This window comes from Streptomyces sp. NPDC012825, from assembly GCF_042900925.1.
Classification (GTDB): Bacteria; Actinomycetota; Actinomycetes; order Streptomycetales; family Streptomycetaceae; genus Streptomyces.
This window is the reverse complement of record NZ_JBIBBZ010000021.1, coordinates 24,538-48,181: the sequence shown is the minus strand read 5'-3', so window position 1 is coordinate 48,181 and position 23,644 is coordinate 24,538. Positions and strand designations below refer to the sequence as shown.

Sequence of the window (23,644 nt, the reverse complement as noted above, 5' to 3'; positions counted from 1 at the left end):
GGAGTGAACGGGGGAGTGAGAGGGGGCGCGTTCCCCCGGGCGCGCCGTCGCGCGATCACCGGCCGCCTACCGTCGTCACCATGGGACGCGGGGACCTGGCGACGCTGGTGCGGATCTGCGATCCGGCGGGCCGGACGCGCGGCACCGGATTCCTCGCCGACCACCACGGAACGGTCGTCACCAGCCACGAGGCCGTCGACGGGCTCAGCCGCGTCCTGCTGCGCGCCCCCGGCGACCGCAGCTGGCTCGCCGGGGCCGGGGCCGTCGTCCCCCTGCCCGAGAGCGGGCTCGCCCTCGTCCGCAGCGAAGGGCTCGGCGTCCGGCCCCTGCCGTTCGCGACCCGCCCCGCGATCGAACCCGGCACGTACGTCCGGATCGAGGCCCACGGCTGGCGCGAGGCCCGCGTCCTCGGCCCCGCCGCCGTCACGTACACCGCCGCCGACCGCTTCCACGACCTCGCCGAGGCCCTCGAACTCGCCATCGGCACCGAGGGCGCCGAGGCGCTCCGCCGCGACGGCCGGGCCGCGGGGAGCCCCGTCCTCGACACCACCACCGGCACCGTCCTCGCCGTCCTCGGCACCGCCCTCCACGGCGGCCGCAGAGCGGCCGGGTACGCGGTCCCGCTCCGGCCCGACGGCCCGCTCGGCGACCTGCTGCGGCGCAACGCCGCCACCGTCCCCGCCTACGGCCCCGACCTCAACCTCGCCGGGATCCTCGAACTCACCGCCACCTCCACCGGCCCCGTACGGGACCCCGGGCCCTGGCCCGAGCCCGTCGAGCGCGCCGACTGCGCCCGCGAACTCGACCGCTTCACCGCCGGGGACGCCCCCGTCCTCGCCCTGGTCGGCGCCCCCGGCACCGGCCGCACCACCGCCCTCGCCGCGCTCTGCGCCCGCCGCGCCCGGGGCGGGACCCCGGCCCCCACCGTCCGGCTGCGCGGCGCCGACCTGCGCGCCGAGGACCGCTCCCTCGCCGACGCCGTCGGCCGCGCCCTGGACCGGGCCGGCCGCATCGTCACCGCCTCCGGCGCCCTCGGCGACACCGCCACCGCCACCCCCGAGCGGGCCGCCGCCCTCGCCCGGGAGGCCGGCCGGCCGCTCCTCGTCGTCCTCGACGGCCCCGAGGAGATGCCCCCGCTCCTCGCCCACCGGCTCCCGGCCTGGACCGCGGCCACCGAGCGGTGGCTCCGCGCCCACGGGGTCCGGCTCGCCACCGCCTGCCGTCCCGAGCACTGGGAGCGGGCGGGCGCCCTCTACGGCCCGGGGGCCCTGCACGGTCCCGCGACCGGGGACGGCGGGGACGGACTGCCCCCGGCCGTCGTCCTCGGGCCGTACACCGAGGCGGAGGCCCGGACCGCGCGCGCGGGGTACGGGCTCCGCGAGACCGACCTCGCCGAGGCGGACGCCCGGCACCCGCTCGCCCTGCGGCTGCTCGCCGAGGTCCGGGCCGCGCTGCCCGGAGAGGTGCCGGGGCGGCCCTGCCGCGAGGAGGTCTTCGCCGCCCACCTCGACCTGATGTGCCTGCGTACCGCCGTCCGGATCGCCGCCGGGACCCGGCCCCTGGTCCGGGGGACCGCCGTCCGCAGGCTCGCCGCGCGCGTGACCGGCCGGGTCCACGAGGCGGCCCGCCGGTGCCTCGGCCCCGGTCACGGCGTCCTCGACCGGGCCTCCTTCGAGGAACTGTTCCCCTGGCGGGACGGCTGGGCCCCGGCCGTCCTCACCGAGGGCCTCCTCGTCCCGGCGGGCTCCGGCTACCGCTTCGCCCACGAGGAGTTCGCCGACTGGCTCCAGGCGGCCCACCTCGACCTGGACACGGCCCTCCACGCCCTGGTCCACGCCCACCACGAGGACCCGGCACCGAGGGGGGCGGACGCCTCCGGTCACGGGGCCGGTTCCGACTTCCAGGTCTCCGGCCACGGGACCGGTTCCACCGCGCACGTCCACGTCCACGTCCCCGCCCCCGGTCACGGGACCGGCCCGGCCCCATCCGGGCGCGAGGGCGCGAGCGCCTCCGGACGGCTCGCGCCTCCGGACGCCCTCCTCGACCGTACGGGGGCGAACGTCCCGCCCCCCACCGGCCCCGCCGCACCCCCCGCCGACCCCGCCGTACCCCGGCCCCGGTCCGGCGGGGCGCCGCAGGTGGCCGGTGGGTCGCCGCCCGTGCCCCGGCACCGGATCGGGCCCGTGCTCCAGGCGCTGCTGCTCGAACACCGGGAGCGCGGGGCGGACGGGCTCGGGCCGCGGCTCGGCGGGCTCGTGGAGGCGCTCGGGCGGTTCGCGGACGCCGGGGAGGACGGGGACGGGGCCTGGTGGGCCGCGCGACTGCTCGGCGAGAGCCTGCGGCGGGTGCCGGACCCCCGCGCCCACCTGCCCGTCCTGCGGCTGCTCGCCGACCGGATCGGCGCCCGCCCGGGACGTCCCCCCGCCTTCGCCGCCTTCGGGCCGGAGTTCTGGCGGGGCCTCGCGGTCGGCGAGGACGAGCGGATGGACCTGCTGCGGCGGCTCGTCACCGCCGACCCGCCGGGCGAGGACCGCTGGTCCCGCACGGTCGCGGAGCTGCTCGCCGCCGACCCCCGGGGCGTCCAGCCGCTCCTGTGCCGCTGGTTCGGCGACGCGCGGCCCCTGCCCGCCGCCCCGCACGCCACCGTCGCCACCGCCGCCCGTGCCCTCCTGCACGCCCACCGGCACCTCGCCGTCGACGACCTGTGCGAGGCGCTCGTCGCCACCGCCCACCCCCTCGCCGAGGAGCTCCTCACCGCCCTCGCCCGGGACGAGACCTCCGCCCTCTGCCGGGCCGTCGACCGCTGGGCCCACGACGACGGGCGCCCGGAACGGCGCGCCGCGGCCGCCGCGTACGGACGCCCGGCCGCCGACCGCGCCACTCTCCCCGCCGACCGCGAACTCCTGCGCTACACCGCCCTCGCCCTCCTCGCCCGCCCCGCCGACCGGGCCCTGCACGGCGCCGCCCTCGGCCTCCTGATCCGCGACCCCGAGACCCGCGCCCGCCACCTGCCCCGCGCCGCCACCGAGCCCGGCGTCCCCCTCGACGCCCTCGTCGAGGCCCTCGCCACCCACCCCGGGGAGGTCCTCGACGCCCTCCGGGTCCGACTGGACGCCACCGGCGAGGACCCGGCCGCCGTCCTGGGGGCCCTCGCCGGGATCGACACGCCCGCCCTCGCCCGCCGCGCCGCCGTCCTCGTCCGCGACCAGGCCCTCCTCCACCCCGGGAGCGCCCCGCACGTGGCCGCCTTCACGGACCGGCGCCTCGAAGCCGGACCCGAGGCCAGGGCCGTACTGTTCCCCCTGGTCACCGGCCTGATCCGGAGCGGTCCCACGGTCCTCCGCCGCGCCCTCGCCCCCGTGCTCGCCGCCCCCGGCACCGGCGCCTCCCGCCACCTGCGGGCCGAGCTGCTCGACGTACTCCTGGAGCACGAACGGCACGAACGGCACGAGGCCGACGCCGGGGAGCTCTCCGTCCCGGAGGCCCTCGTGAGGGCCGCCGCCGAGGACGCGGAGCGGCGCAGCGAGCCCCGCACCCGGCAGCTCGCCCACCGGGCCGGACTGCTGTGCGTCCGCACCCCCGAGGGCGCCGCGCGGCTCGACCGGCTCCTCGCCTCCCTCGTCCGCGAACGGCCCGTCTTCACCGACCTCCTCGGCGGCTGGATCGTCGCCGCCCCCGGCGACTGGGCCCCGCTGCTCGGCATCGAGACCCTCGACGCGCTGCGCGGCCCCGGCACTTCCATGCCGATGCGTGCCGACGGGCGTGGGCATGGCAGTCTTAGACCTGCGTAATCGGCGAACAGGCGGACGAGGAGCGGTCACAGTGCAGCGCTGGCGTGGCTTGGAGGACATCCCCCAGGACTGGGGGCGCAGCGTCGTCACCATCGGCTCCTACGACGGGGTGCACCGCGGGCACCAGTTGATCGTCGGGCGGGCCGTCGAGCGCGCCCGCGAACTCGGCGTCCCCTGCGTCGTGGTCACCTTCGACCCGCACCCCTCCGAGGTCGTGCGCCCCGGCAGCCACCCGCCGCTGCTCGCCCCGCACCACCGGCGCGCCGAGCTGATGGCGGGCCTCGGCGTGGACGCGGTGCTCGTGCTGCCGTTCACCGCCGAGTTCTCCCAGCTCTCCCCGGCCGACTTCATCGTCAAGGTCCTCGTCGACAAGCTGCACGCCAGGGCCGTCATCGAGGGCCCCAACTTCCGCTTCGGCCACCGGGCCGCCGGGAACGTCGCCTTCCTCGCCGAGCTCGGCGCCACCTACGACTACGAGGTCGAGGTCGTCGACCTGTACGTCAGCGGCAGCGCGGGCGGCGGCGAGCCCTTCTCCTCCACCCTCACCCGCCGTCTGGTCGCCGAGGGCGACATGGCCGGGGCCGCCGAGATCCTCGGCCGTCCGCACCGCGTCGAGGGCGTCGTGGTCCGCGGCGCCCAGCGCGGCCGCGAGCTCGGCTTCCCGACCGCCAACGTCGAGACCCTGCCGCACACCGCGATCCCGGCCGACGGCGTCTACGCGGGCTGGCTGACCGCCGCGGGCGAGCGGATGCCGGCGGCCATCTCGGTCGGCACGAACCCCCAGTTCGACGGCACCGAACGGACCGTCGAGGCGTACGCGATCGACCGCGAGGGACTCGACCTGTACGGGCTGCACGTGGCCGTCGACTTCCTGGCGTACGTGCGCGGGATGCTCAGGTTCGACACCCTGGACGACCTGCTCCGGGCCATGGCGGACGACGTGAAGCGCTGCCGCGAGCTGACCGGGGAGTACGACCGGGAGCACCCGGAACAGGTCTGACCCGCCAGGTCCGTCAGTCCGCCCCGCCCCCCTCCACCCAGTGGCAGGCCACCGCGCCCGCACCGCCGCCGGGCAGGACCGGAAGGTCCTCGCCCCGGCAGCGGTCCGCGACCGCCGCCGCCGCGCCCGAGGCGAGGACCTGGCAGCGGGCGTGGAAGCGGCAGCCGGACGGGATACGGGACGGGTCCGGGGGCTCACCGGTCAGCACCACCGGCGCCCCCTCGGACTCCGGGAGCACCGAGAGCAGCGCCCGCGTGTACGGGTGCCGGGGGTTCGTCAGGACGGACTCCACCGGGCCCGTCTCCACGACCCGGCCCAGGTACATCACCGCCACCCGGTCCGCGATGTTCCACGCGAGGCCCAGGTCGTGCGTCACCACCAGGGCCGACAGGCCCAGTTCGTCGCGCAGCCGCAGCAGCAGGGCCAGGATCTCGCCCCGTACGGACGCGTCCAGGGAGGCCACCGGCTCGTCCGCGACGATCAGCTCGGGCTCCAGGACCAGCGCGCCCGCGATGACCACGCGCTGCCGCTGCCCGCCGGACAGCTCGTGCGGGTAGCGCAGGAAGAAACGTTCCGGCGGACGCAGCCCGGCCCGCGCGAGCGCCCCGGACACGGCCGCCCGCTCGTCCCCGGCGTACCCGTGGATCCGCAGCCCCTCCGCCACCGCGTCGTACACGGTGTGCCGGGGGTTCAGCGAACCGCTCGGGTCCTGGAGGACCAGCTGCGCCCGCTTCCGGTAGGCCTTCAGCGCCCCGGAGGAGTACGCGAGCGGCTCCCCGTCGAAGGAGACCGTGCCCGACGTGGGCCGGACCAGGCCGAGCAGCGAGCGGGCCAGGGTCGTCTTGCCGCAGCCCGACTCCCCGACGAGGGCCACGATCTCGCCCGCGCCGATGTCCAGGTCCACCCCGTCCACCGCCCGCGCGGGCGGCGCGCCGCGGCGTCCGGGGAAGACCACGCGCAGCTCCCGCGCCGAGAGCAGCGCTCCGGTCGCCGTCCCCGGCTCCGGGCGCGCGGTGGTGTCCGTGCTCATGACGCGCTCCCCACGTGTACGCAGGCGGCCCGGCGCCCCGCGCCCGCCTCCCGCAGTTCCTGGTCGAGGTCCCCGCAGACGTCCAGCGCCACCGGGCAGCGCGGGTGGAAGGTGCAGCCGCCCGGCAGGTCGGCCGGGTCCGGCGGGTCGCCCGGCAGAGCGCGCGGCGCCCGCCGGGAGGCGGGGTCGCCGATGAGCGGGAACGCCGAGGACAGCGCCTTCCCGTAGGGGTGCGCGGCCGCCTCGTACACCGCCCGCGCCGGGCCCTCCTCGACGACCCGGCCCGCGTACATCACGGCGAGCCGGTCGCAGGTGTCGGCGAGGACCGCCAAGTCGTGGCTGATCATCAGGAGGCTGATCGACTGCTCGGCGACCAGGCCCTCGATCAGGCGCAGGATCTGCGCCTGGATCATCACGTCGAGCGCGGTCGTCGGCTCGTCCGCGACGATCAGCCGGGGGTCGCAGGCGAGCGCCATCGCGATCATCACGCGCTGCCGCTGCCCGCCGGACAGCTCGTGCGGATACGCGGCGGCGCGCGCGGCGGGCAGACCGACGTGTTCGAGCAGCTCGCCGACCCGCTCACGGGCCGCCGCCGGGGTCGCCCGGCCGTGGACGAGCAGCGGCTCCGCGATCTGGTCCCCGATCCGGTGCACGGCGTTCAGCGAGTGCATCGCGCCCTGGAAGACGATCGACGCACCCGCCCAGCGCACGGCCCGCAGCCGCCCCCACGACATCGCGAGGACGTCCTCGCCGTCGAACAGGATCTCGCCCTCCAGGCGCGCCGACGCCGGGAGCAGCCGGAGCAGCGCGAGCGCGAGCGTGGACTTGCCGCAGCCGGACTCGCCCGCCACGCCCAGCTTGGTGCCCGCCTCCAGGGTCAGGTCGACCCCGCGCACGGCGGGCACGGCCGCCGCGCCCGACCCGTACGTCACCCTGAGGTCCCGTACCTCGAGCAGGCTCATCGCCCCACCCCCAGCTTCGGGTTGAGCACGGACTCGACGGCCCGGCCGCACAGCGTGAACGCGAGCGCCACCAGGGCGATCGCGATCCCGGGCGGGGCCAGGTACCACCAGTGCCCGGAGGAGACCGCGCCGGCCTCGCGGGCGTCCTGGAGCATCCCGCCCCAGGAGACCACCGTCGGGTCGCCCAGGCCCAGGAAGGCGAGGGTGGCCTCGGTGAGGATGGCGGTCGAGATGCCGAGCGTGGTCTGCGCGAGGACCAGCGGCATCACGTTCGGCAGCACGTGCCGGGTCATGACGTGCCGGTGGCCGCCGCCGAGCGCGGTCGCCCGCTCGATGTACGGGCGGGACTCCACCGCGATGGTCTGCGCCCGCACCAGGCGGGCGGTGGTCGGCCACGAGGTGACCCCGATCGCCAGGACCACCGTCCACATCGAGCGGGACATCACGGTGGCGAGCACGATCGCCAGGACGAGGGCCGGCATCACCAGGAACCAGTCGGTGATCCGCATGACGACGGTCGAGAACCAGCCGCCGTAGTGCCCGGCGACGATCCCCACCAGGGTGCCGATGGCGACCGAGAGGGCCGCCGCGAGCAGACCGACGAGCAGCGAGATCCGCGCCCCCCAGATCAGCAGCCCGAGCAGCGAGCGCCCGAACTGGTCGGTGCCGAGCGGGAACTCGGCGCTCGGGGACTCCAGGGCCGTGCCCGGCGCCCCTGTCACCGACTGCACGTCGGCGCCGACGAGCAGCGGAGCGGCGAGCGCGAGCAGGGCGATCAGGACGAGCCCGGCGAGACCGTACAGGCCGGCGCGGTGGGCGCGGTACTCCTTCCAGAAGCGGACCGCCGAGGCCCTGCGGCGCTGCCGGGCGAGGGAGGCCGCCGAGGGCGGCTTCCGCGCGGGCTCGGGGGAGGGCCCGGGAGCGGGTTCCGGGAGGGGCTCCGGGGCGGGTTCCGGCGCGGGCGTCGCGGAGGTCGTGGAGGAGGTCATCGGCCCACCCGGGGATCGAGCAGCGGATAGAGCAGGTCGGCGAGCAGGTTCATCAGGATCATCGCTCCGGCGAAGACCACGAACAGGCCCTGCACAAGCGGCAGGTCGGGCACGCTGAGCGCCTGGTAGAAGAGCCCGCCGAGCCCCGGCCAGGAGAACACCGTCTCCACCAGGATCGAACCCGCCGCCACGTGGCCCAGGTTGATGAAGATCATGGTCACGGTCGGGAGCAGCGCGTTCGGGACGGCGTGCCTGCGGCGCACGACGTCGTCGCGCAGCCCCTTCGCCCGCGCCGTCGTCAGGTAGTCGCCGCCCATCTCGTCCAGGAGCGAGGAGCGCATCACGAGCAGCGTCTGCGCGTAGCCGACCGCCACCAGGGTCACCACCGGCAGGACCAGGTGGTGGGCGACGTCCAGGACGTACGCGAGACCGGTCTCGCCCGTGCCCGACTCCATGCCGCCGGTCGGGAAGAGGCCGGGGACCGGGCCCGCGCCGACGGAGAACACGATGATGAGGAGCAGGCCGAGCCAGAAGGACGGCACCGACCACAGGGTCAGCGCGATCCCGATGTTCAGCTTGTCCCCGAGACCGCCGTGGCGCCAGGCCGAGCGGGTGCCCAGCCACAGCCCGAGCGCCGAGTAGATCACCACGGCGACCCCGGTGAGCAGCAGCGTCGCCGGCAGCTTCTCCCAGATCAGCTCCCCGACGGGGGCGCGGAACTGGAACGAGGTGCCGAGGTCGCCCGTCAGGGCCTTCGCGCAGTAGTCGGCGAACTGCTGCCAGAGCGGCAGGTCGAGCCCGAACTGCCGCCTCAGTGTGGCCAGTTGTTCGGCCGAGGTGGGGATGCCGTGGGTCATCGCCTTCACCGGGTCGCCGGGGATGATCCGGAACAGGAAGAAGCTGGTGACCAGGACGGCGAAGAGCGAGACGAGCGCGCCGCCCAGCTTCCCCGCCGCGTGGCGGAGGTAACCGGAGGAGGCGCCGGTGCGGTGGGGCGCGCCGTCCGCGGCGCGGGCCTCGTCGGCCCGCACCACGTCGGCGGGGGTGCCGGTCGTCGTCACGGACTACTCGCGGTCGTCGGCGGTGGAGCGTCGGCGCAGCCCGAGGACGACGCCGAGGCCGACCACGACCACCACGGCCGCGCCGATGCCGACGATCACCCCGGTGGAGGAGCCGCCGCCCTCGGACCCGCCGGAGGCCGAGGCCGCCGGCACGGCCGACCACCAGCTCCAGTAGCCGTCCTGCCCCCACAGGTTCCCGGCGGCCTCGGGCATGGTCGTGATGGACGCGATCCGGTCCGTGCGGTACGCCTCCAGGGCGTTCGGATAGGCCATGACGTTCATGTACCCCGTGTCGTACAGGCGGGACTGCATCCGCTTCACCAGATCCGCCCGCTTGGCGGTGTCGTACTCCACCGCCTGCCGCGCGTAGAGCCCGTCGAACTCCTTGTCGCAGATGAAGTTGTCGGTGGCGCCGCTGTCCTTCGGAGTGGCCGGGAGGGCGCCACAGGTGTGGATGGAGAGGACGTAGTCCGGGTCGGGGTTGACCGACCAGCCGTCGAAGGCGAGGTCGTAGTCGCCCTTCACCCACGGGTCCGAGACGCTGTCCAGACACTCGACCTTCAGGCCGATGCCGAGCTCGCCCCACCACTCCTGGAGGTACTTGCCGACCGCCTTGTCGTTCGGGTCGGTGGCGTGACAGAGGATCCGGAAGTCCAGCGGCCTGCCGTCCTTGCCGACCCGCTTGCCGCCGGCGTTCTTCCGGTACCCGGCGGCGTCGAGGACCTTCGCCGCCTCCTCCGGGTCGTACGTCCGCTCCTGACCCCCGTCGGGCTTCCAGAAGTACGAGCCGAAGCGGGGCGGGATGTACCCCTCGCCCTCGACGGCGTGCCCCTGGAAGACCTTGTCGACGAGGGTGGTGCGGTCGACCGCGAGGAAGAGCGCCTTGCGCACGGCCGGGTCGAGCAGCGCCTTGTGCCCGTTGCCGAACGTCCTCCCGTCCTGCGCCCTGGCGCCCGGGTTGGTGGCGAGGGCGTAGAACCGGCGGCCCGGGGCGTCGTTGACCTTGATGTTCTTCTGGGACTTCAGCGCGTCGGCCTGGGCCGGCGTCAGGTTCGGCACGAAGGACACCTCGCCCTTCTGGAGGGCGGCGACGGCGGCGTCCCCGTCCTTGTAGTACTTGAAGACCAGCTCGTCGAACTTGGGCGCGCCCCGCCAGAACCTCTTGTTCGGCTTGAGCTTGATGTACTGGTCGACCTTGTAGTCGGTGATGACGAAGGGTCCGTTGCCCACGACGGGGAACTGCCGGTCGTTGTTGAACTTCGAGAAGTCGCCGACCTTCTCCCAGACGTGCTTGGGCACGATCGGCACGTCGAGCGCGGTCATCGTCGCCTGGGGCTTCTTCAGCCTGATGACGAGGGTCCGCGGGTCGGGCGCGGTGACCTTCTCGAAGTTCGCGGTGAAGCTGCCGTTGGCGGTGGCGGCGTTCGGGTCGGTCATCATCTTGTTGAAGGTCCAGGCCGCGTCCTCGGCGGTCGCCTGCGTCCCGTCCGACCAGTACGAGTCCCCGCGGATCGTGTACGTCCACGTCAGCTTGTCGGGCGAGGGCTTCCACTCGGTCGCCAGACCCGGGACCGTACGGGCGTCCTTCGGGTCGTAGTTCGTCAGGTACTCGTAGGCCAGCCGGTGGATGCTCGTCGAGGTGAGCTTCTGGGCGAGGAACGGGCTCAGCGAGTCGACGCTCTGCGAGACCGCCACCGTGAGGGTCGTGCCGCCGGACTTGTCGTCCTCCGCCCGCGCGGCATGGGGGACGGCGGTGAGCGAGGCGGCGGCGACACCGGCGGCGAGCAGGAGCCGGAGGGTTCTGCGGGCGGGGGCGGGGCGGGGTGGGACCTTCGTGACCATGACCATGGGACGTGACCTCGCGTCGGAGTTTCTGTCGTGGATCTTGGGCTGACGGTGAGTGAAGCGAAGGTGTATCAGCGGTGGTCTGCCGTCGTCAACGATGACTCAAACCCCTTGTGGGCTGCGGGAACGCCATGAGGCCCCGTATCGGACGACCGATACGGGGCCTCATTGGTCTACTCCTGTGACGCCCTACTGCTGAGGGGCTGGCGGCGCCTGCGGAGGGGCCTGCGGGCCGGCCTGCGGGGGCAGCGGCAGACCGCCCTGCTGCTCGGGAAGCTCCTGCGGCGGGACCGGCCGCTGCTGCCAGGCCGGGGGTACGCCGTGACCGCCGGGAGCACCCGGCTGACCGGGCTGCGGGGGGTAGGGCTGACCGGGGTGCGGGGCCTGGGGGGCGTACGGCTGAGCGGGTGCGGGGTGGCCGGGGTGGGGCTGGGGCTGGGCCGGGGCGTACCGGCCGGGCATCGGGCCGGGAGCCTGTCCCGGCTGCCCGGGCACGGGCTGCCCGGGGGCCGGGTACGCCTGCGGCGGGTAGGGCTGGCCGGCCTGGGGCGCCTGGGGAGCGTACGGCTGACCGGGGGAGGGCTGGCCGGGCGCGGACTGCCCCGGCAGCGGCTGTCCGGTCTGGCCGTACTGTCCGGGCCGGCCGTACTGTCCCGGCTGCCCGTGCTGGGGCTGCCCGTGCTGGGCCGGGGCGTACTGGCCGGGCATCGGACCGGGTGCCTGTCCCGGCTGTCCGGCCTGCCCCGGCTGTCCGGCCTGTCCCGGCTGCCCGGTGGCGAACTGCCCGGGAACCGGCTGCTGTCCGGCGTACGGCTGTCCCGGCATCGGCGGGGCCATGTGCGGGGGCACGGCGCCCTGGCCGTCGCCGGTCCACAGGCCCTGCGCCTGCTGCGCCCGTACGAAGTCCTCGGCCACCAGCGCCGACAGGTGGAAGTACGCCTCGCGGGTCTTCGGCCGCATCATGTCGAGGTCGACCTCGGCACCGGCCGCGAGGTGCTCGTCGAAGGGCACGACCACGACCCCGCGGCAACGGGTCCGGAAGTGCTGCACGATGTCCTCGACCTTGATCATCTTGCCGGTCTCGCGGACGCCGGAGATGACGGTGAGGGAGCGCTGCACCAGGTCCGCGTAGCCGTGCGCGGAGAGCCAGTCCAGGGTGGTCGACGCACTGGAGGCGCCGTCCACGGAGGGCGTCGAGATGATGATCAGCTGATCGGCGAGGTCGAGCACCCCGCGCATGGCGCTGTAGAGCAGACCCGTGCCCGAGTCGGTGAGGATGATCGGGTACTGCTTGCCCAGGACGTCGATCGCCCGCCGGTAGTCCTCGTCGTTGAAGGTCGTCGAGACGGCCGGGTCCACGTCGTTGGCGAGGATCTCCAGACCCGAGGGCGCCTGCGAGGTGAACCGGCGGATGTCCATGTACGAGTGGAGGTACGGGATCGCCTGCACCAGGTCGCGGATGGTCGCCCCGGTCTCGCGCCGCACCCGGCGGCCCAGGGTGCCGGCGTCCGGGTTGGCGTCGATCGCCAGGATCTTGTCCTGCCGCTCGGTCGCCAGGGTCGCGCCGAGCGCGGTGGTCGTCGTGGTCTTGCCGACGCCGCCCTTGAGCGAGATGACCGCGATCCGGTAGCAGGAGAGGACCGGCGTCCGGATCAGGTCCAGCTTCCGCTGCCGCTCCGCCTCCTCCTTCTTGCCGCCGAGCTTGAAGCGCGAGGCGGCGCCGGGGGTGCGGCTGGACTTGGGCTTCTGCTTGTTGTTCCGCAGCAGCCGGTCGGAGGAGAGTTCGACGGCCGCGTTGTACCCGAGCGGGGCACCCGGCACGGACCGCTCCCGCTGGTCGTGCGTCACGGGCGAGGGCCAGGCGGCACCGGTCCGGGGGTCGACGGGCTGCTGCGCGTCGTACGGGGACGGGGCCTGGGCCTGCGGCTGCGAGGGGGCCTGCGGCTGGGCCTGGGGAGCCTGCGGCGGTACGGCGCCGGGGTGCGGGAAGCCGTATCCGCCGGGCTGCCGGGCCTGCGGGGGTACGGCGCCGGGCTGCTGCTGCGGGTAGCCGTAACCGGCCTGCTGCGGAGGCGTCCCGGGGTGCGGGAAGCCGTAACCGCCCTGCGGGGCCGGGGGCTGCTGTGCGTACGGGGGCTGCGGGGCCTGGGGAGCCTGCGGTGCCTGGGGGTAGCCGTACCCGCCCGGTTCCTGGGCCTGCGGCGGTACGGGACCGGGCGCGGCGGACGCGTGCGGCGGCCAGGCGGCGGTGGGCGGCAGCGGCGCGGCCGGCGCTCCCGGCTGGGCGCCCGCCACCGGCGGCACGGGCCACTGCTGCGCGGGCGCGGGCGCCGCGGGCTGGAACGACGGCGGCAGCGGGGGCAGTCCGGGCGCGGCCCCGGCCTGCGGCGCGGGAGCCGGCAGGGCCTCGGGTGCCGGGGAGACGTCCTGCGGACCGGGCCGCCCGGGGGCCGGGGCGTCCTCGGCGGGGGCGTCGCCGGAGGGCGCGTCGTCGGGGGAGGTGCCGTCGGGAGAGACCTCGCCGGCGGTCGTACCGGCCTCGCCCCGTGCCCCGTCCACGGCGTCCACGACGGGACCCGTCGCGTCCTCGCCGGTCCCGTCCGCCGGGGCCCGCGTGTCGTCGTCCTCGGGGGCGGGCGAGGACGCGGCGGCGTCACCGGCCGGCTCCTCCCGTACCGCTCCGGAGGTCGCGTCGGCCTCGGGCCGGTCGGCCGTACCGTCGGGCGACGGTCCGGTGGCGGCCGGATCCGCCGTCGCCGCCGACGGCGCGGGGGGCGCGTCCGGGGAGTCCGCCGCATTGTCGTCCCCGCCGCCCGCCGAGGCGGCCCGCTCCGCCGCGGCGCGCTCCGCGATCTCCTCCATCTCCCGCCTCATCGTCACGGGGGAGAACCGCATCGTCGCGCCGCTCTCCAGATCGCCGCCGCCGAAGGGCCCCGAGGACGCCTCGACCGGCAGGGGCGCGGCGGGAGCGGGCACCGGGGCGTCCGGCGTCGGTGGGTTCGGCGGGGTCACGGCCGGCGACGGCGGGTTCGGCTGAAAGCCGCTTCCGGCGGGCAGGCCGGGCACGGGGACCGGCGCCCCCGTCGGCGGCGGCGGGTACTGCTGCCCGGCGGAAGCGCCGGAGGCTTCGCCCGACGCGCTCTGCGCGTACCAGGCGGGCGGCGTGTAGTCGATGGTGAACTCGCCCGTCAGCTCCACGGGGTCCACGTCGGAATCGTCGGCAGGAGGGTTCCAGCCCCCGTGGATGTCGTCCCGATCGCCGCTCACTCTGCCTCCTGGTGTGGTCGAGCACCCTTGTGCCGTCGTGGGTGGGGGCCACCGTTCACTTCCGATGGGCCCGGCTCTCCCCCTGGAGCACGGCGGACGGGTCCGAGGGTTCTCCTGCCGTGCCCCGGTCCAGCCTAATCGCCCGCGCCACCACCGCGGCAGGCCCGTCCGCACCCCGTACGCGGCCCTCGCGTCCCGCGGTGCCCCGAAGTGACGCCGGTACGGCGGAGCGTGAGGAGGAAGGCGGGCGAAACGGCACGACCGCGCCCGATTCCGGGCCCGTAACGACGAACCGGCGGTCGCGGGCCCCTTCCGGGCCGTACGACCACCGGTCGGTGGAACTCCCCGGAAGCCCCCGGGATTTCGTGGAAGCCCCCGGAAACGCCCGGAGTTCTCCGGAACTCCCCGGATCCCGAGCGTCCCGGCGCCTCAGCGGAGGTCGAACTCCCCGTCCCGCGCGCCCAGGACGAAGGCCTGCCACTCGGCCTCGGTGTACCGCAGCACGGTGTCGTGGTCCAGCGAGGAACGCATGGCGACTCCTCCGCCCGGCAGATGAGCGATCTCGACGCGCTCCTCGTCCGGGCTCGTGCCGGGGGCACCCTGCCATTCGACGCCGGAGATGTCGAGGGCGTACAGCTCGTCCTTTTCCTGCGCGCTCCCCATGGGGTTCCTTTCGCTCACGGCCGGCCGAACGGCCCACGTCTCACACGGTGCCGGGCCGTTCGCTGCGGCCCGGCGCTCACCGGGGCCATAGTAGGCAGCCCGGGTCCGGGGCGGGGGCGGTTCGGCCGCCCGCTCACCCGGAGGGGGTTCAGTCCATCCGGCGGGCCGTGCCGAGCAGACCCGCCTCCGCGTCCGTGGGGCTCGTCATGACCCACTGCCGCTCCCCGCCGGAGCACCAGAGCGTGACCCCGTCCGTCAGCGTCGGCAGCGCCTCGACCTCGCCCCGCGTCAGCCCCAGGATGCTCCCGATCTGCTGCGCCTCCTGCGGGGAGACCCGCTGGACGCCCACCAGCGTCGCGGACCGCATGAGCCGCGGCGCCACCGGACTGAGATAGGGGAGGAGGGTCAGCACCGACTGCCAGGGGGCGGAGACGACGCGGCCGCGCGGCGGACGCATGCCGCAGTCGCGCACCACCACGACGGGGCTGCCGACGGTCGCGCCCAGCGGGGGCACCCGCCCCACGTCGTGGAGCGTGATGCACTCCAGGCCCGCCCCCGCCGCCTGCGCCAGACCGGTCCAGTGGTGGGGGCGGCCGGTCTCCACCACCACGCGCGCCCCGGTGCCGGCCGCGCGCAGCGCCAGCACCTGCGCCGTCCACAGACCGCCGACGAGAAGTACGTCGTACGGCGTCGAGCGGTGGAACCCCACCAGCTGCGACCGCCCCTCGGCGTCCTCGCCGACGACCACGCCGTCGTCGCCCACGGGCAGGGACAGGGCGGAGAGGTGGTCCGCGGGCATGGTGTGCCCCGCGTGCCGCGGACCGGTCAGACCGCGCGGCCTGACCGGCTTCCGGCCACGTCCGATCATCGGGCGCCTCCCAGGGGCATCGTCGCCAGTACGCCCGGCAGCTGCTCGCGGTCCAGGCGCAGCAGGCCGACCTTCGCGGCGCGCGCCGCCTCCTCCAGGGTCCGGCGCACCCGGACCAGTTCGTTGTCGGAGCCGCCGGTCACCCGCACGTGGCCGTCGACGTCCATGGCCCCCTGGCGCGTCCCGCGCCGGACGGTGAGGCTGAACGTCGTGGCGTACGCCGGTACGGAGGTGAGCAGCGAGACCAGCCGGGGCAGCGGCGTCGCCCCCCGCCCGAGCTCGGGCCAGCGGCCGATCGCGTACGTGGTGTGCCAGCGGTCGTCGCACCGCCAGACCCGGGAGGTCTCGGCCGTCCGCCGCTCCGGCGCGGCGTCGGGCCGGCCCGCGCGGGCGGCGGCGCGCGGATTGGTGCAGAGCGCGGTGGCGACGGTGGAGTTGAGCTCCTCCTGGTCCATCACGGTGGCCTGGAAGCCCGCCCCCGTGATGCGGCTGGCCAGGTGGTCGGCGATCCGGACCAGACAGCGCTGCGCGCCCTCCGGGCCGCCGCCGCGGGCCTCCACGGCCTCCCGGCAGAGTTCGGGGTCCAGCTTCACGGCCACCCAGGTCAGCCGCAGCGCGGGAGCTTCGGTCCGCTCCTGGAGCGGGGCGTAGGAGAGCCGGGCCACGGCCTGCTGGGGGAGGTGCGGCGCCGGTGCCGGGCGCACCTGCTGCACCAGCTGCACCGACTCCACCACGATGTCGTCGACCTCCAGGGCGCCGCCCAGGACGGAGAGCGGGAAGGCGCGCGCGCCGAAGACCGGACGCAGCGCAGAGCCGCTCGCCTCGACGCGCAGCACGGCGGTCAGGAAGGTGCCGTCGCCCAGCATGCCGACGGTACGGTGGTTGCGGTCGACGTAGGGCGAGGCGCGGAAGCCCGGCACGTTCTCGCCCACCGGAGCGAGGGAGGGGTCCGTGTCGGCCCCGGCGGGGGCGGCGGCGCCCCGGCGCGCACGGAGCGCGAGCACGCCTCCCAGCCAGTCCTGCACGGCCTGCCCGCGGCGGCGGATCACGGCGAGCAGGACCAGGATCCCGGCGACGACACAGGTGGGCACGAGCCAGAGGCCGCCCATCACCAGGCCGACCGCGACGAGGGCCAGCGCCGACTCCACGAGGACGAGCTGCCGCAGCTGGAACGGGCCCACCCGGCCGGCGCGTGACAGGGGACGCAGGGTGGTGGTCGCGGGGACGCCCCGCGGAGCGTCCGGCGTTCGAACCTCGCCGCGGTCATTGCTGCGTTGCCGTCGGGAAGTTCCGGGCGCCGGGCCGGTGGCCCGCCCGCGCCGTGCACGCGTCGCCGTACCCGTCGCCACGTTGCCCCCTCGTGTCCGTAATAGCCGAATTCCCATGGGCGTTGACTGGGCGATCACCCTACCTGAGCACCGGGACGCGGGCGCCGACGGGCATAGTGGGGGCGGCGGGACGGCCGACCGGTACTCACGGGTGTGGGAACCTGGTCGCCCATCGGGGAGAGGGACAAGCGAACAGATGGCATCACGTCGGGATGAACTGAACGCCTACACCTTCGCGAAGCGGAGGCTGATCGCACAGTTCGTGCAACCGAACGCGACGGGTTCGGAGGAGGGCGCGCCGCGTCCCCTGCGCGCGGTGGTGCCGGGAGCCGTCGTCGGGGCGGTGGTCCTCGCGGTCTTCGGGGCCTGGGGCATGTTCAAGCCCGTCGCCCCCAAGGACTGGGACAAGCCGGGCGAGAACGTCATCATCGCGAGCAAGTCGACCACCCGTTACGTCGTGCTCAGAACCGGTGACAAGACGCAGCTCCACCCCGTCCTCAACATGTCGTCGGCCAAGCTGCTCCTCGACCCCGACAAGGGCAAGGTCATCAACGTCGACGAGTCCGTGCTCGACAGCGGCAAGATCCCGCACGGCGCCACGCTCGGCATCCCCTACGCCCCCGACCGCCTCCCCGGCGACAAGGAGGCCGGCGCCGCCAAGCGCTGGGCCGTCTGCGAGCGTCCGGGCGAAGGCGGCCGGGCGATACAGAAGGCGGCGTTCGTCCTCGCCGCGCGCGAGGAGGGGAGGACCGACGGCGCGGAGCGGCTGACCGGCGGCCAACTCCTCTACGTCGAGGGCCCCGACCGCACGCGCTACGTGGTCGACGCCGGGGGGACCGCGTACCCCGTGGAGAAGGACGAACTGCTCCTGCGCCAGCTCGTCGGCCAGGACCGCGCCGCCCAGCGGGTCTCGGAGGCGTGGCTGAACACCCTCCACAAGGGCGACGCCATCTCCTTCCCGAACGTCCCGGGCCGGGTGGGCGACCCCGCCGGGATCGGCGACCTCCCGTCCGGCGCCGACCGGATCGGAACGGTGCTGTCCGCGACGGACGGCACCCGGAAGCAGATGTACGTGGTGCTCGGGGGAACGGTCGCCCCCGTCTCGGACTTCACCGCCAAGCTGCTGCTCAACAGCCGGCAGCTCGTCGACCTCGGCCAGGCGGGCCAGGCGACCTCGGTCAGCGGTGGCGCCTTCCGGCCGGGCCGCGCCTTCGGCCGGGACAAGAAGTGGCCCGAGGCCGTCCCGGTGCCCGTCAACGAGGCGGGCACCGCCGAAGGCAGCCGGAACACCGTGTGCAACGTGCTGCGCGAGGTCGACGCGGACAACGGCGCGACCACACTGAGCACTTGGGCGGGCAAGGACTTCCCGGCCGCCCTGCCGACCGGCTCCAGCAGCGCGTACGTCACCCCCGGATCCGGCCAGCTCTTCCGGCAGTTCAAGGGCTCCACCACGTCCAGCGGCTTCCTGTTCCTCGTCACCGACACCGGCCTGCGCTACGCGATGCAGTCCAACGGCGACAGCGCCACCGACGACGCCGGGATCGGCTCGTCCGGCTCGGCCGAGGAGAAGCAGGCCCGGCAGGCGGAGGCGCAGCAGGCCCAGAACCGCCTCGGCTACAAGAACGTCGAACCGCTGCCCATCCCCGCCGAGTGGTCCACCTTCCTGCCCACCGGCCCCCGCCTGTCCACGGGCGGCGCACGTCAGCCGCAGGGCTCGTGAGGACGGGGACGCCGGTGACCCGGCTCTCCGGCCCCTCCCGGCGCGCGCTCGCCGCCGCGGCCGCGACGGCGCTCTGCGTCCTCGGCCCGCCGCTCTCCACGGCGGCGGCGGAGGACGGCTCCCAGTGCACCTACCCGGGCAAGACGTACGAGGGCCGCCCCTGGTCGCTCCAGCGCGTCCTGCTGGACGAACTGTGGACCCAGTCCACCGGCAAGGGCGTCCGGGTCGCGGTCATCGACACGGGCGTCGACGTGAAGAACCCGCAACTGGCCAAGGCCGTGGACGTCAGGAGCGGGATCAACCTCATCCCCAAGGACGCCAAGGACGCCAACGGGTACAAGCTGAAGCGGGGCAACGAGCAGGGCACCACGGACACCGTGGGCCACGGCACCAAGGTGGCCGGCATCATCGCCGCCCGCCCCGCCGGGGGCACCGGCTTCGTCGGCCTCGCCCCGGACGCCGTGATCATCCCCATCCAGCAGAACGACGCCGAGGGCAACGGCACCGCGGAGACGCTCGCGACGGCGATCCGGCACGCCATCGCCAAGAAGGCCGACGTGATCAACATCTCGCAGGACACGGCCGACGCCGTGAAGCCCACGAAACTCCTCGAAGACGCCGTGAACGAGGCCCTGGAGCGGGAGATCGTGGTCGTCGCCTCGGCGGGCAACGACGGCCTGGGCGGCAACGTCAAGCGCACGTACCCGGCCTCGTACGAAGGCGTCCTCGCCGTCGCCGCGTCGGACCGCAACAACGAACGCGCGCAGTTCTCCCAGTCCGGCGACTTCGTCGGCGTGGCCGCGCCCGGCGTCGACATGGTCTCCACCGTGCCGGGCGGCGGCCACTGCGCCGACAACGGCACCAGCTTCTCCGCGCCGTACGTCGCCGGTCTCGCCGCCCTCGTCAAGGCCGAGCACCGCGACTGGACGCGGGAGCAGATCGTCGCCCAGATCCAGCAGACCGCCGAACGCTCGGTCGCGGGCCACGACCGGCTGGTCGGCTGGGGCGTGGTCGATCCGGTCAGGGCCCTGACCGAGGACGACAAGCCCATCGAGAAGCCCGTCGCCCACGAGGGGGTGACCCGCGCCGAGGCCCCGACCCCGGCGGCGCTCCACCCGGGCGAGACCCCGGAACAGCGCGCGGCCCGTCTGGCGACCTACGTGGTGGTCGGCGGGGGCGTCCTGGTGGCGGCGATCGTCGGCACGGCGGTGGCGCTGCGGGACCACCGGCGCAGAGGCCTGCGGGGGGCCGCCCGGTGAGGGTTGCAGCCGCACACGGCTGATAGCGTCGCTCCGGAGAAGTCTCGTGCCGCGCAAGTCACTTGGGGCTGTCGGTCCCAGTCATTACAGTGGTACGTGCGCGATCGGCGGCCGGCGAGCCGTCACGATCGCAATGTGGGGCAGTAGGAGTAAACGGGGAGGAATGTCGTGTTCGAGGCGACGGGCAGCGGACGACGGGGGCGACGGTGACGGGTGAACTCAAGACCGGTGTGGACGCGCTGAAGAAGTTCCGCGACCGGGTCGACGGGATCATCGCGGACCTGGCGAGCGGCCCCGGCGGCGCCGCCGGACTGGGCCGGGACCAGCTGAAGCGCGCCTCCCTCGGCGTCGGGATCCCCTTCACGGAGGCGGACGGCTTCTTCGCGGAGTACCACCGCGTCCACACGGCGCTCGTGTCGTTGTCGAAGTCCCTCAGCGGCCAGATCGAACTGCTGCAGATCGGGGTCCACGCGGCCGACGTCGGCTACGGCAACGTGGAGGACGAACAGCGCAGGCGCTTTCACGAGATCAGGGCGCGTCTCAACGACGAGCGCGAGGAGGCGATCAGGCGGGAGCAGGAGGCGAGGAGCGGTGATCCGGCCCAGCCCGCCCCGCCCGTCCATGCCGACACGAGCATCGAGAAGGGCATGGGGTGACGACCGATGAGTGACGACAAGCAGCCGAGCACGAAGCCGGGCCTGACGCCTCAGGAGCAGCAGCAGGCGAAGGACACGTCCGCCATCAACACGCGGTACGCGGCCACCAACCTCCTGGAGAACCTGGACGAGATCCTTCCCTTCGGCATGGGCCCCAAGGGAAGCGTCTTCGGCGAGACGTCGTTCGAGGGCCACCGGCTCAACGCGATGCTCGACCTCCTCGACAGCGCGAACCCGGCCGACCTGGAGCACGCCGGCAAGACCCTCAAGAAGGCGACGACCGCCCTCAACGATGCCGCGAGGGAGCTGGAGGGCTTCGTCGGCGGCGTCGAATGGCAGGGTGAGGCCGCCACGGAGTTCCGGCGCTACGGCTCCGAGGTCGTGACCTACGCATGGGGCATCGGCAAGGTCGCCAACGCGGTGGGTGCCCAGATGGAGGTGGCCGGCACCGGCCTCGCCTCGGTACGCAACGCCAGGCCGCCCCGCGACAACCGCCTCGTCCAGAAGAAGCCCGAGGACTTCGCGCCCCCGGAGCGCACCCAGGACAACAAGGACTACCAGCAGGCCCTCCAGGTCGAGAAGGACCGTCAGGAGGCCATCAACCAGATGAACCGCCTGGCCTCGTTCTACGCGGTCTCCCAGACCACGCTCCAAGGCCAGGAGCTGCCGAAGCCGCCGAAGGCGTATGAGGCAGCGGTGCCGGAGCCGACCGGTTCGGTCAGGGACGGTGGCGGGTCCACCGCTTCGCGTGACGGCGCCCTGTCGCGTGACGGCGGCCTGTCGCGGGAGGCACCCGGGCACATCAGCGCCGGCGAGGACCGTGCCACCCGGACGGCACCCCGCACCGGGCACGAACTCGACGCCTCCGAGCCGATCCGGGAGCAGCAGCAGGGCACGAGGGTCCGGATCGACTCGGTCGCCACGCCCCCGGCGCCCACGATCACGGCCACCGCGCCCACCCCGACCGCACCCGCGAGCACCCCGAACCCGACCGGCCCCACGATGGCTCCGCCGATCGCGCTCGGCACCTCACCGCGCCCCGGGGGCCCCCGGATCACCGGGACGCCCAGCGGGCCGTACGCCACCGGCCGTACCGCCGTGGGCCGTTCGGGCGGTCCCACAGGCTCTCCGGCCATGGGGCGCTCGGGCGGACCGGGTACCTCCCCCGCCGTGGGGCGCTCGGGCGGGCCGACGAGTTCTCCGGCCGTGGGACGTTCCGGCGGACCGACGAACTCTTCCGCCATGGGTCGTTCCGGCAACCCGGCCGGCTCTCCGGCGGCGGGGCGCTCCGGCAGCTCCATGGGCCGTGCGGGCGGGCCGCAGGCCATGGGCCAGTCCACCCAGGCCGGGCGTGCCACGCCCCAGACCGGCCGCCCCGGCGGCCCCGGGCAGTCCGCCACCGGCCGTGCGGGCGGCGGGCGGTCCAACCCCATCGTCGGCGGCACCCAGCAGCGCACCTCCACCGGGGGCGCCGGGTCCCGGATCCCCAAGGGGACCGTCGTCGGCGCGGACGGCCCCGCGGCGGGCCGTACGGCCGCGGCGCGTCCCGGCCAAGCAGGTGTGGTCGGCGCCGACAACGGCAAGGGGACCGCACGCCCCACCGGCCGCGGCACCCCCAGCACCAACGGCGTCGTCGGAAGCCCCCGTGGTACCGGCACGCCTATCGGCGGCGGACGTGGCAACCAGCGCCCGGCCCGTGAGGAACAGGACCGCGACGGCTCTTCGCGCCCCGACTACCTGACGGAGGACGAAGAGACCTGGACGAACCGACGGCACGGCACCGTACCGCCGGTGATCGGCTAACCACCCGGAAGGCTCGGAAGTCAGGATGACGGCAGGAATGATCGGGAGCGGCAGACTCCGGCGGGTGCTGCTCGGCACCACGGCGGCGACGGCGCTGACGGCGGGCCTCGTCGGGGCCGCTCCGGCGGCGGTCGCCGCCGACGTCCGTTCGCAGCAGTGGTACCTGGACGCCATGCGGGCCGAGGAGATCTGGAAGAAGTCCACCGGCAAAGGCATCAAGGTCGCCGTCATCGACAGCGGGGTCAACCCGAACACCCCCTCGCTCAAGGGCAAGGTGCTCAAGGGCTGGGACGCCACCGGGACGAGGGGCGACGAGACCGACGACTACACGGGCCACGGAACGACCATGGCCGAGTTGATCGTCGGGTCCGGAGCGAACGGCGGCATCAGGGGACTGGCACCGGACGCCGAGGTGATCCCCTACCGGGTGAGCGACACCGAGCGGCAGCACGAACAGGGCATCAACGCCTTCGACATGGAGGAGTCGATCAAGGCCGCGGCCAACAGCGACGCGCGGATCATCAACATTTCCTGGGCCAGCGACTATGCCAACCCCTCCAATAAGGAGGCTGTCGAGTACGCCGTCGCCAAGGGAAAGCTGATCTTCGCGGGAGCCGGAAACAACGCCAAGAAGGGCAACAAGCCGCAGTACCCGGCGGCCTTCCCCGACGTGGTCGCCGTCGCGGCGATCGACCGGAACAGCGTCGTGGCCGACTACTCGCAGCATGGCGAGCACATCGACCTCGCCGCACCGGGCAGCGACATCCCCGGTTGGTGCGACGAGAAGTTCGAGGATTACTGCACGGAGGGCGGCACCAGTAACGCCACCGCCATCGCCTCCGCCTCCGCCGCACTCATCTGGTCCATGCACCCCGACTGGACCGCCAACCAGGTCCTCCGCGTCATGTTCGAGTCGGCGGCGCGGGACGACGACTGGCAGCCGGGTTCGGTCAGCAGCTACCTCGGCCACGGGCTCGTCCGGCCCAACGCCCACATCAGCCGGAACGTCGGCAAGCCGGGCGACCCGAACATCAGCCCCCTGACCAACAAGAGGACCGACGGCGGCGCGCCCGGGTCGACCCCGTCGCCGGGTACTTCGGCGCCTTCGGCAGCGCCGTCCTCGGCCGGCTCCCCGGCCCCGTCCGCATCAGATCTGACACAAGCTCCCGACGGCAGGCCGACTTCCGACGCCGTTGTGGCAGGCTCCAGCGGGAGCGCGGAGGACGGCGGACGGACGGGGCTCGTCATCGGCGCCGTCGCGGCCGTGGCCGTCGTCGCCGTTGTGGGCTTCGTGCTCGTGCGCCGACGGCACACCACCTGACCTGTGTCCGGCGCCGACGGGACCGACGGCACGGACCGAACAGACCGAACCGCGTGCGCGTGAACCGGGCGGACGCGATCT

Annotated in this window: 16 protein-coding genes; 7 read left to right on the top strand and 9 right to left on the bottom strand. The window is 74.5% G+C overall.

Annotated features, from left to right (window positions below):
• Positions 1–80 precede the first annotated feature (80 nt).
• Complete coding sequence (locus ACFY7E_RS29015) at positions 81–3,791, top strand: serine protease (RefSeq protein ID WP_389489985.1); 3,711 nt, start codon at positions 81–83, stop codon at positions 3,789–3,791.
• Positions 3,792–3,822: 31 nt separating this feature from the next.
• Positions 3,823–4,791 carry a bifunctional riboflavin kinase/FAD synthetase gene (locus tag ACFY7E_RS29010; RefSeq protein WP_383434658.1) on the top strand — a complete coding sequence of 323 codons (969 nt, stop codon included), beginning with the start codon at positions 3,823–3,825 and terminating at the stop codon, positions 4,789–4,791.
• 13 nt (positions 4,792–4,804) lie between these two features.
• On the opposite strand, the gene ACFY7E_RS29005 is transcribed toward ACFY7E_RS29010, so the two are convergent.
• The 9 genes from ACFY7E_RS29005 to eccE all read right to left on the bottom strand — a co-directional run bounded on the left by ACFY7E_RS29005 (position 4,805) and on the right by eccE (position 16,861).
• Positions 4,805–5,821, bottom strand: coding sequence for an ABC transporter ATP-binding protein (locus ACFY7E_RS29005; RefSeq protein ID WP_389489982.1), 1,017 nt, complete (start codon positions 5,819–5,821; stop codon positions 4,805–4,807).
• Positions 5,818–6,783, bottom strand: a complete 966-nt coding sequence (locus ACFY7E_RS29000) for an ABC transporter ATP-binding protein (RefSeq protein ID WP_389489980.1) — start codon at positions 6,781–6,783, stop codon at positions 5,818–5,820. Before ACFY7E_RS29000 ends, ACFY7E_RS29005 begins: the two co-directional genes overlap by 4 nt.
• Complete coding sequence (locus tag ACFY7E_RS28995; protein ID WP_389489978.1) at positions 6,780–7,772, bottom strand: ABC transporter permease; 993 nt, start codon at positions 7,770–7,772, stop codon at positions 6,780–6,782. Before ACFY7E_RS28995 ends, ACFY7E_RS29000 begins: the two co-directional genes overlap by 4 nt.
• A complete protein-coding gene (locus ACFY7E_RS28990; RefSeq protein ID WP_389489976.1) occupies positions 7,769–8,833 on the bottom strand; it encodes an ABC transporter permease in 1,065 nt (354 codons plus the stop codon). Before ACFY7E_RS28990 ends, ACFY7E_RS28995 begins: the two co-directional genes overlap by 4 nt.
• Before the next feature lie 3 nt (positions 8,834–8,836).
• Positions 8,837–10,675, bottom strand: a complete 1,839-nt coding sequence (locus ACFY7E_RS28985; protein WP_389490049.1) for an ABC transporter substrate-binding protein — start codon at positions 10,673–10,675, stop codon at positions 8,837–8,839.
• Between the two features lie 192 nt (positions 10,676–10,867).
• Positions 10,868–13,945, bottom strand: a complete 3,078-nt coding sequence (locus ACFY7E_RS28980; protein WP_389489973.1) for an SCO5717 family growth-regulating ATPase — start codon at positions 13,943–13,945, stop codon at positions 10,868–10,870.
• Positions 13,946–14,374: 429 nt separating this feature from the next.
• Positions 14,375–14,608, bottom strand: coding sequence for a DUF397 domain-containing protein (locus ACFY7E_RS28975; RefSeq protein ID WP_383434642.1), 234 nt, complete (start codon positions 14,606–14,608; stop codon positions 14,375–14,377).
• A gap of 148 nt (positions 14,609–14,756) precedes the next feature.
• The gene (locus ACFY7E_RS28970) at positions 14,757–15,476 is read right to left on the bottom strand and encodes a hypothetical protein (protein WP_383434639.1); all 720 of its coding nucleotides are present in this window, start codon (positions 15,474–15,476) and stop codon (positions 14,757–14,759) included.
• Positions 15,473–16,861, bottom strand: coding sequence for a type VII secretion protein EccE (gene eccE, locus ACFY7E_RS28965; protein WP_389489969.1), 1,389 nt, complete (start codon positions 16,859–16,861; stop codon positions 15,473–15,475). Before eccE ends, ACFY7E_RS28970 begins: the two co-directional genes overlap by 4 nt.
• Before the next feature lie 139 nt (positions 16,862–17,000).
• Between eccE and eccB the strand changes: the two genes are divergently transcribed.
• The 5 genes from eccB to ACFY7E_RS28940 all read left to right on the top strand — a co-directional run bounded on the left by eccB (position 17,001) and on the right by ACFY7E_RS28940 (position 23,563).
• A complete protein-coding gene (gene eccB, locus ACFY7E_RS28960) occupies positions 17,001–18,524 on the top strand; it encodes a type VII secretion protein EccB (protein ID WP_389489967.1) in 1,524 nt (507 codons plus the stop codon).
• Positions 18,525–18,538: 14 nt separating this feature from the next.
• Positions 18,539–19,783, top strand: coding sequence for a type VII secretion-associated serine protease mycosin (mycP, locus tag ACFY7E_RS28955; protein WP_389489965.1), 1,245 nt, complete (start codon positions 18,539–18,541; stop codon positions 19,781–19,783).
• A 206-nt stretch (positions 19,784–19,989) separates the two neighbouring features.
• Entirely contained in the window at positions 19,990–20,439 is a 450-nt protein-coding gene (locus ACFY7E_RS28950; RefSeq protein WP_389489963.1) for a hypothetical protein, read from the top strand.
• A gap of 6 nt (positions 20,440–20,445) precedes the next feature.
• Positions 20,446–22,242, top strand: a complete 1,797-nt coding sequence (locus ACFY7E_RS28945; RefSeq protein WP_389489960.1) for a hypothetical protein — start codon at positions 20,446–20,448, stop codon at positions 22,240–22,242.
• A 25-nt stretch (positions 22,243–22,267) separates the two neighbouring features.
• Entirely contained in the window at positions 22,268–23,563 is a 1,296-nt protein-coding gene (locus ACFY7E_RS28940; RefSeq protein WP_389489958.1) for a S8 family serine peptidase, read from the top strand.
• Positions 23,564–23,644 lie beyond the last annotated feature (81 nt).

What these genes read in the sequence shown, in the direction of transcription:
- ACFY7E_RS29015 (WP_389489985.1), top strand. Translation starts at nt 81, where the DNA reads ATGGGACGCGGGGACCTGGCGACGCTGGTGCGGATCTGCGATCCGGCG.
- ACFY7E_RS29005 (WP_389489982.1), bottom strand. Translation starts at nt 5,821, where the DNA reads ATGAGCACGGACACCACCGCGCGCCCGGAGCCGGGGACGGCGACCGGA.
- ACFY7E_RS29000 (WP_389489980.1), bottom strand. Translation starts at nt 6,783, where the DNA reads ATGAGCCTGCTCGAGGTACGGGACCTCAGGGTGACGTACGGGTCGGGC.
- ACFY7E_RS28995 (WP_389489978.1), bottom strand. Translation starts at nt 7,772, where the DNA reads ATGACCTCCTCCACGACCTCCGCGACGCCCGCGCCGGAACCCGCCCCG.
- ACFY7E_RS28985 (WP_389490049.1), bottom strand. Translation starts at nt 10,675, where the DNA reads ATGGTCACGAAGGTCCCACCCCGCCCCGCCCCCGCCCGCAGAACCCTC.
- ACFY7E_RS28975 (WP_383434642.1), bottom strand. Translation starts at nt 14,608, where the DNA reads ATGGGGAGCGCGCAGGAAAAGGACGAGCTGTACGCCCTCGACATCTCC.
- ACFY7E_RS28970 (WP_383434639.1), bottom strand. Translation starts at nt 15,476, where the DNA reads ATGATCGGACGTGGCCGGAAGCCGGTCAGGCCGCGCGGTCTGACCGGT.
- eccE (WP_389489969.1), bottom strand. Translation starts at nt 16,861, where the DNA reads ATGGGAATTCGGCTATTACGGACACGAGGGGGCAACGTGGCGACGGGT.
- eccB (WP_389489967.1), top strand. Translation starts at nt 17,001, where the DNA reads ATGGCATCACGTCGGGATGAACTGAACGCCTACACCTTCGCGAAGCGG.
- ACFY7E_RS28945 (WP_389489960.1), top strand. Translation starts at nt 20,446, where the DNA reads ATGAGTGACGACAAGCAGCCGAGCACGAAGCCGGGCCTGACGCCTCAG.
- ACFY7E_RS28940 (WP_389489958.1), top strand. Translation starts at nt 22,268, where the DNA reads ATGACGGCAGGAATGATCGGGAGCGGCAGACTCCGGCGGGTGCTGCTC.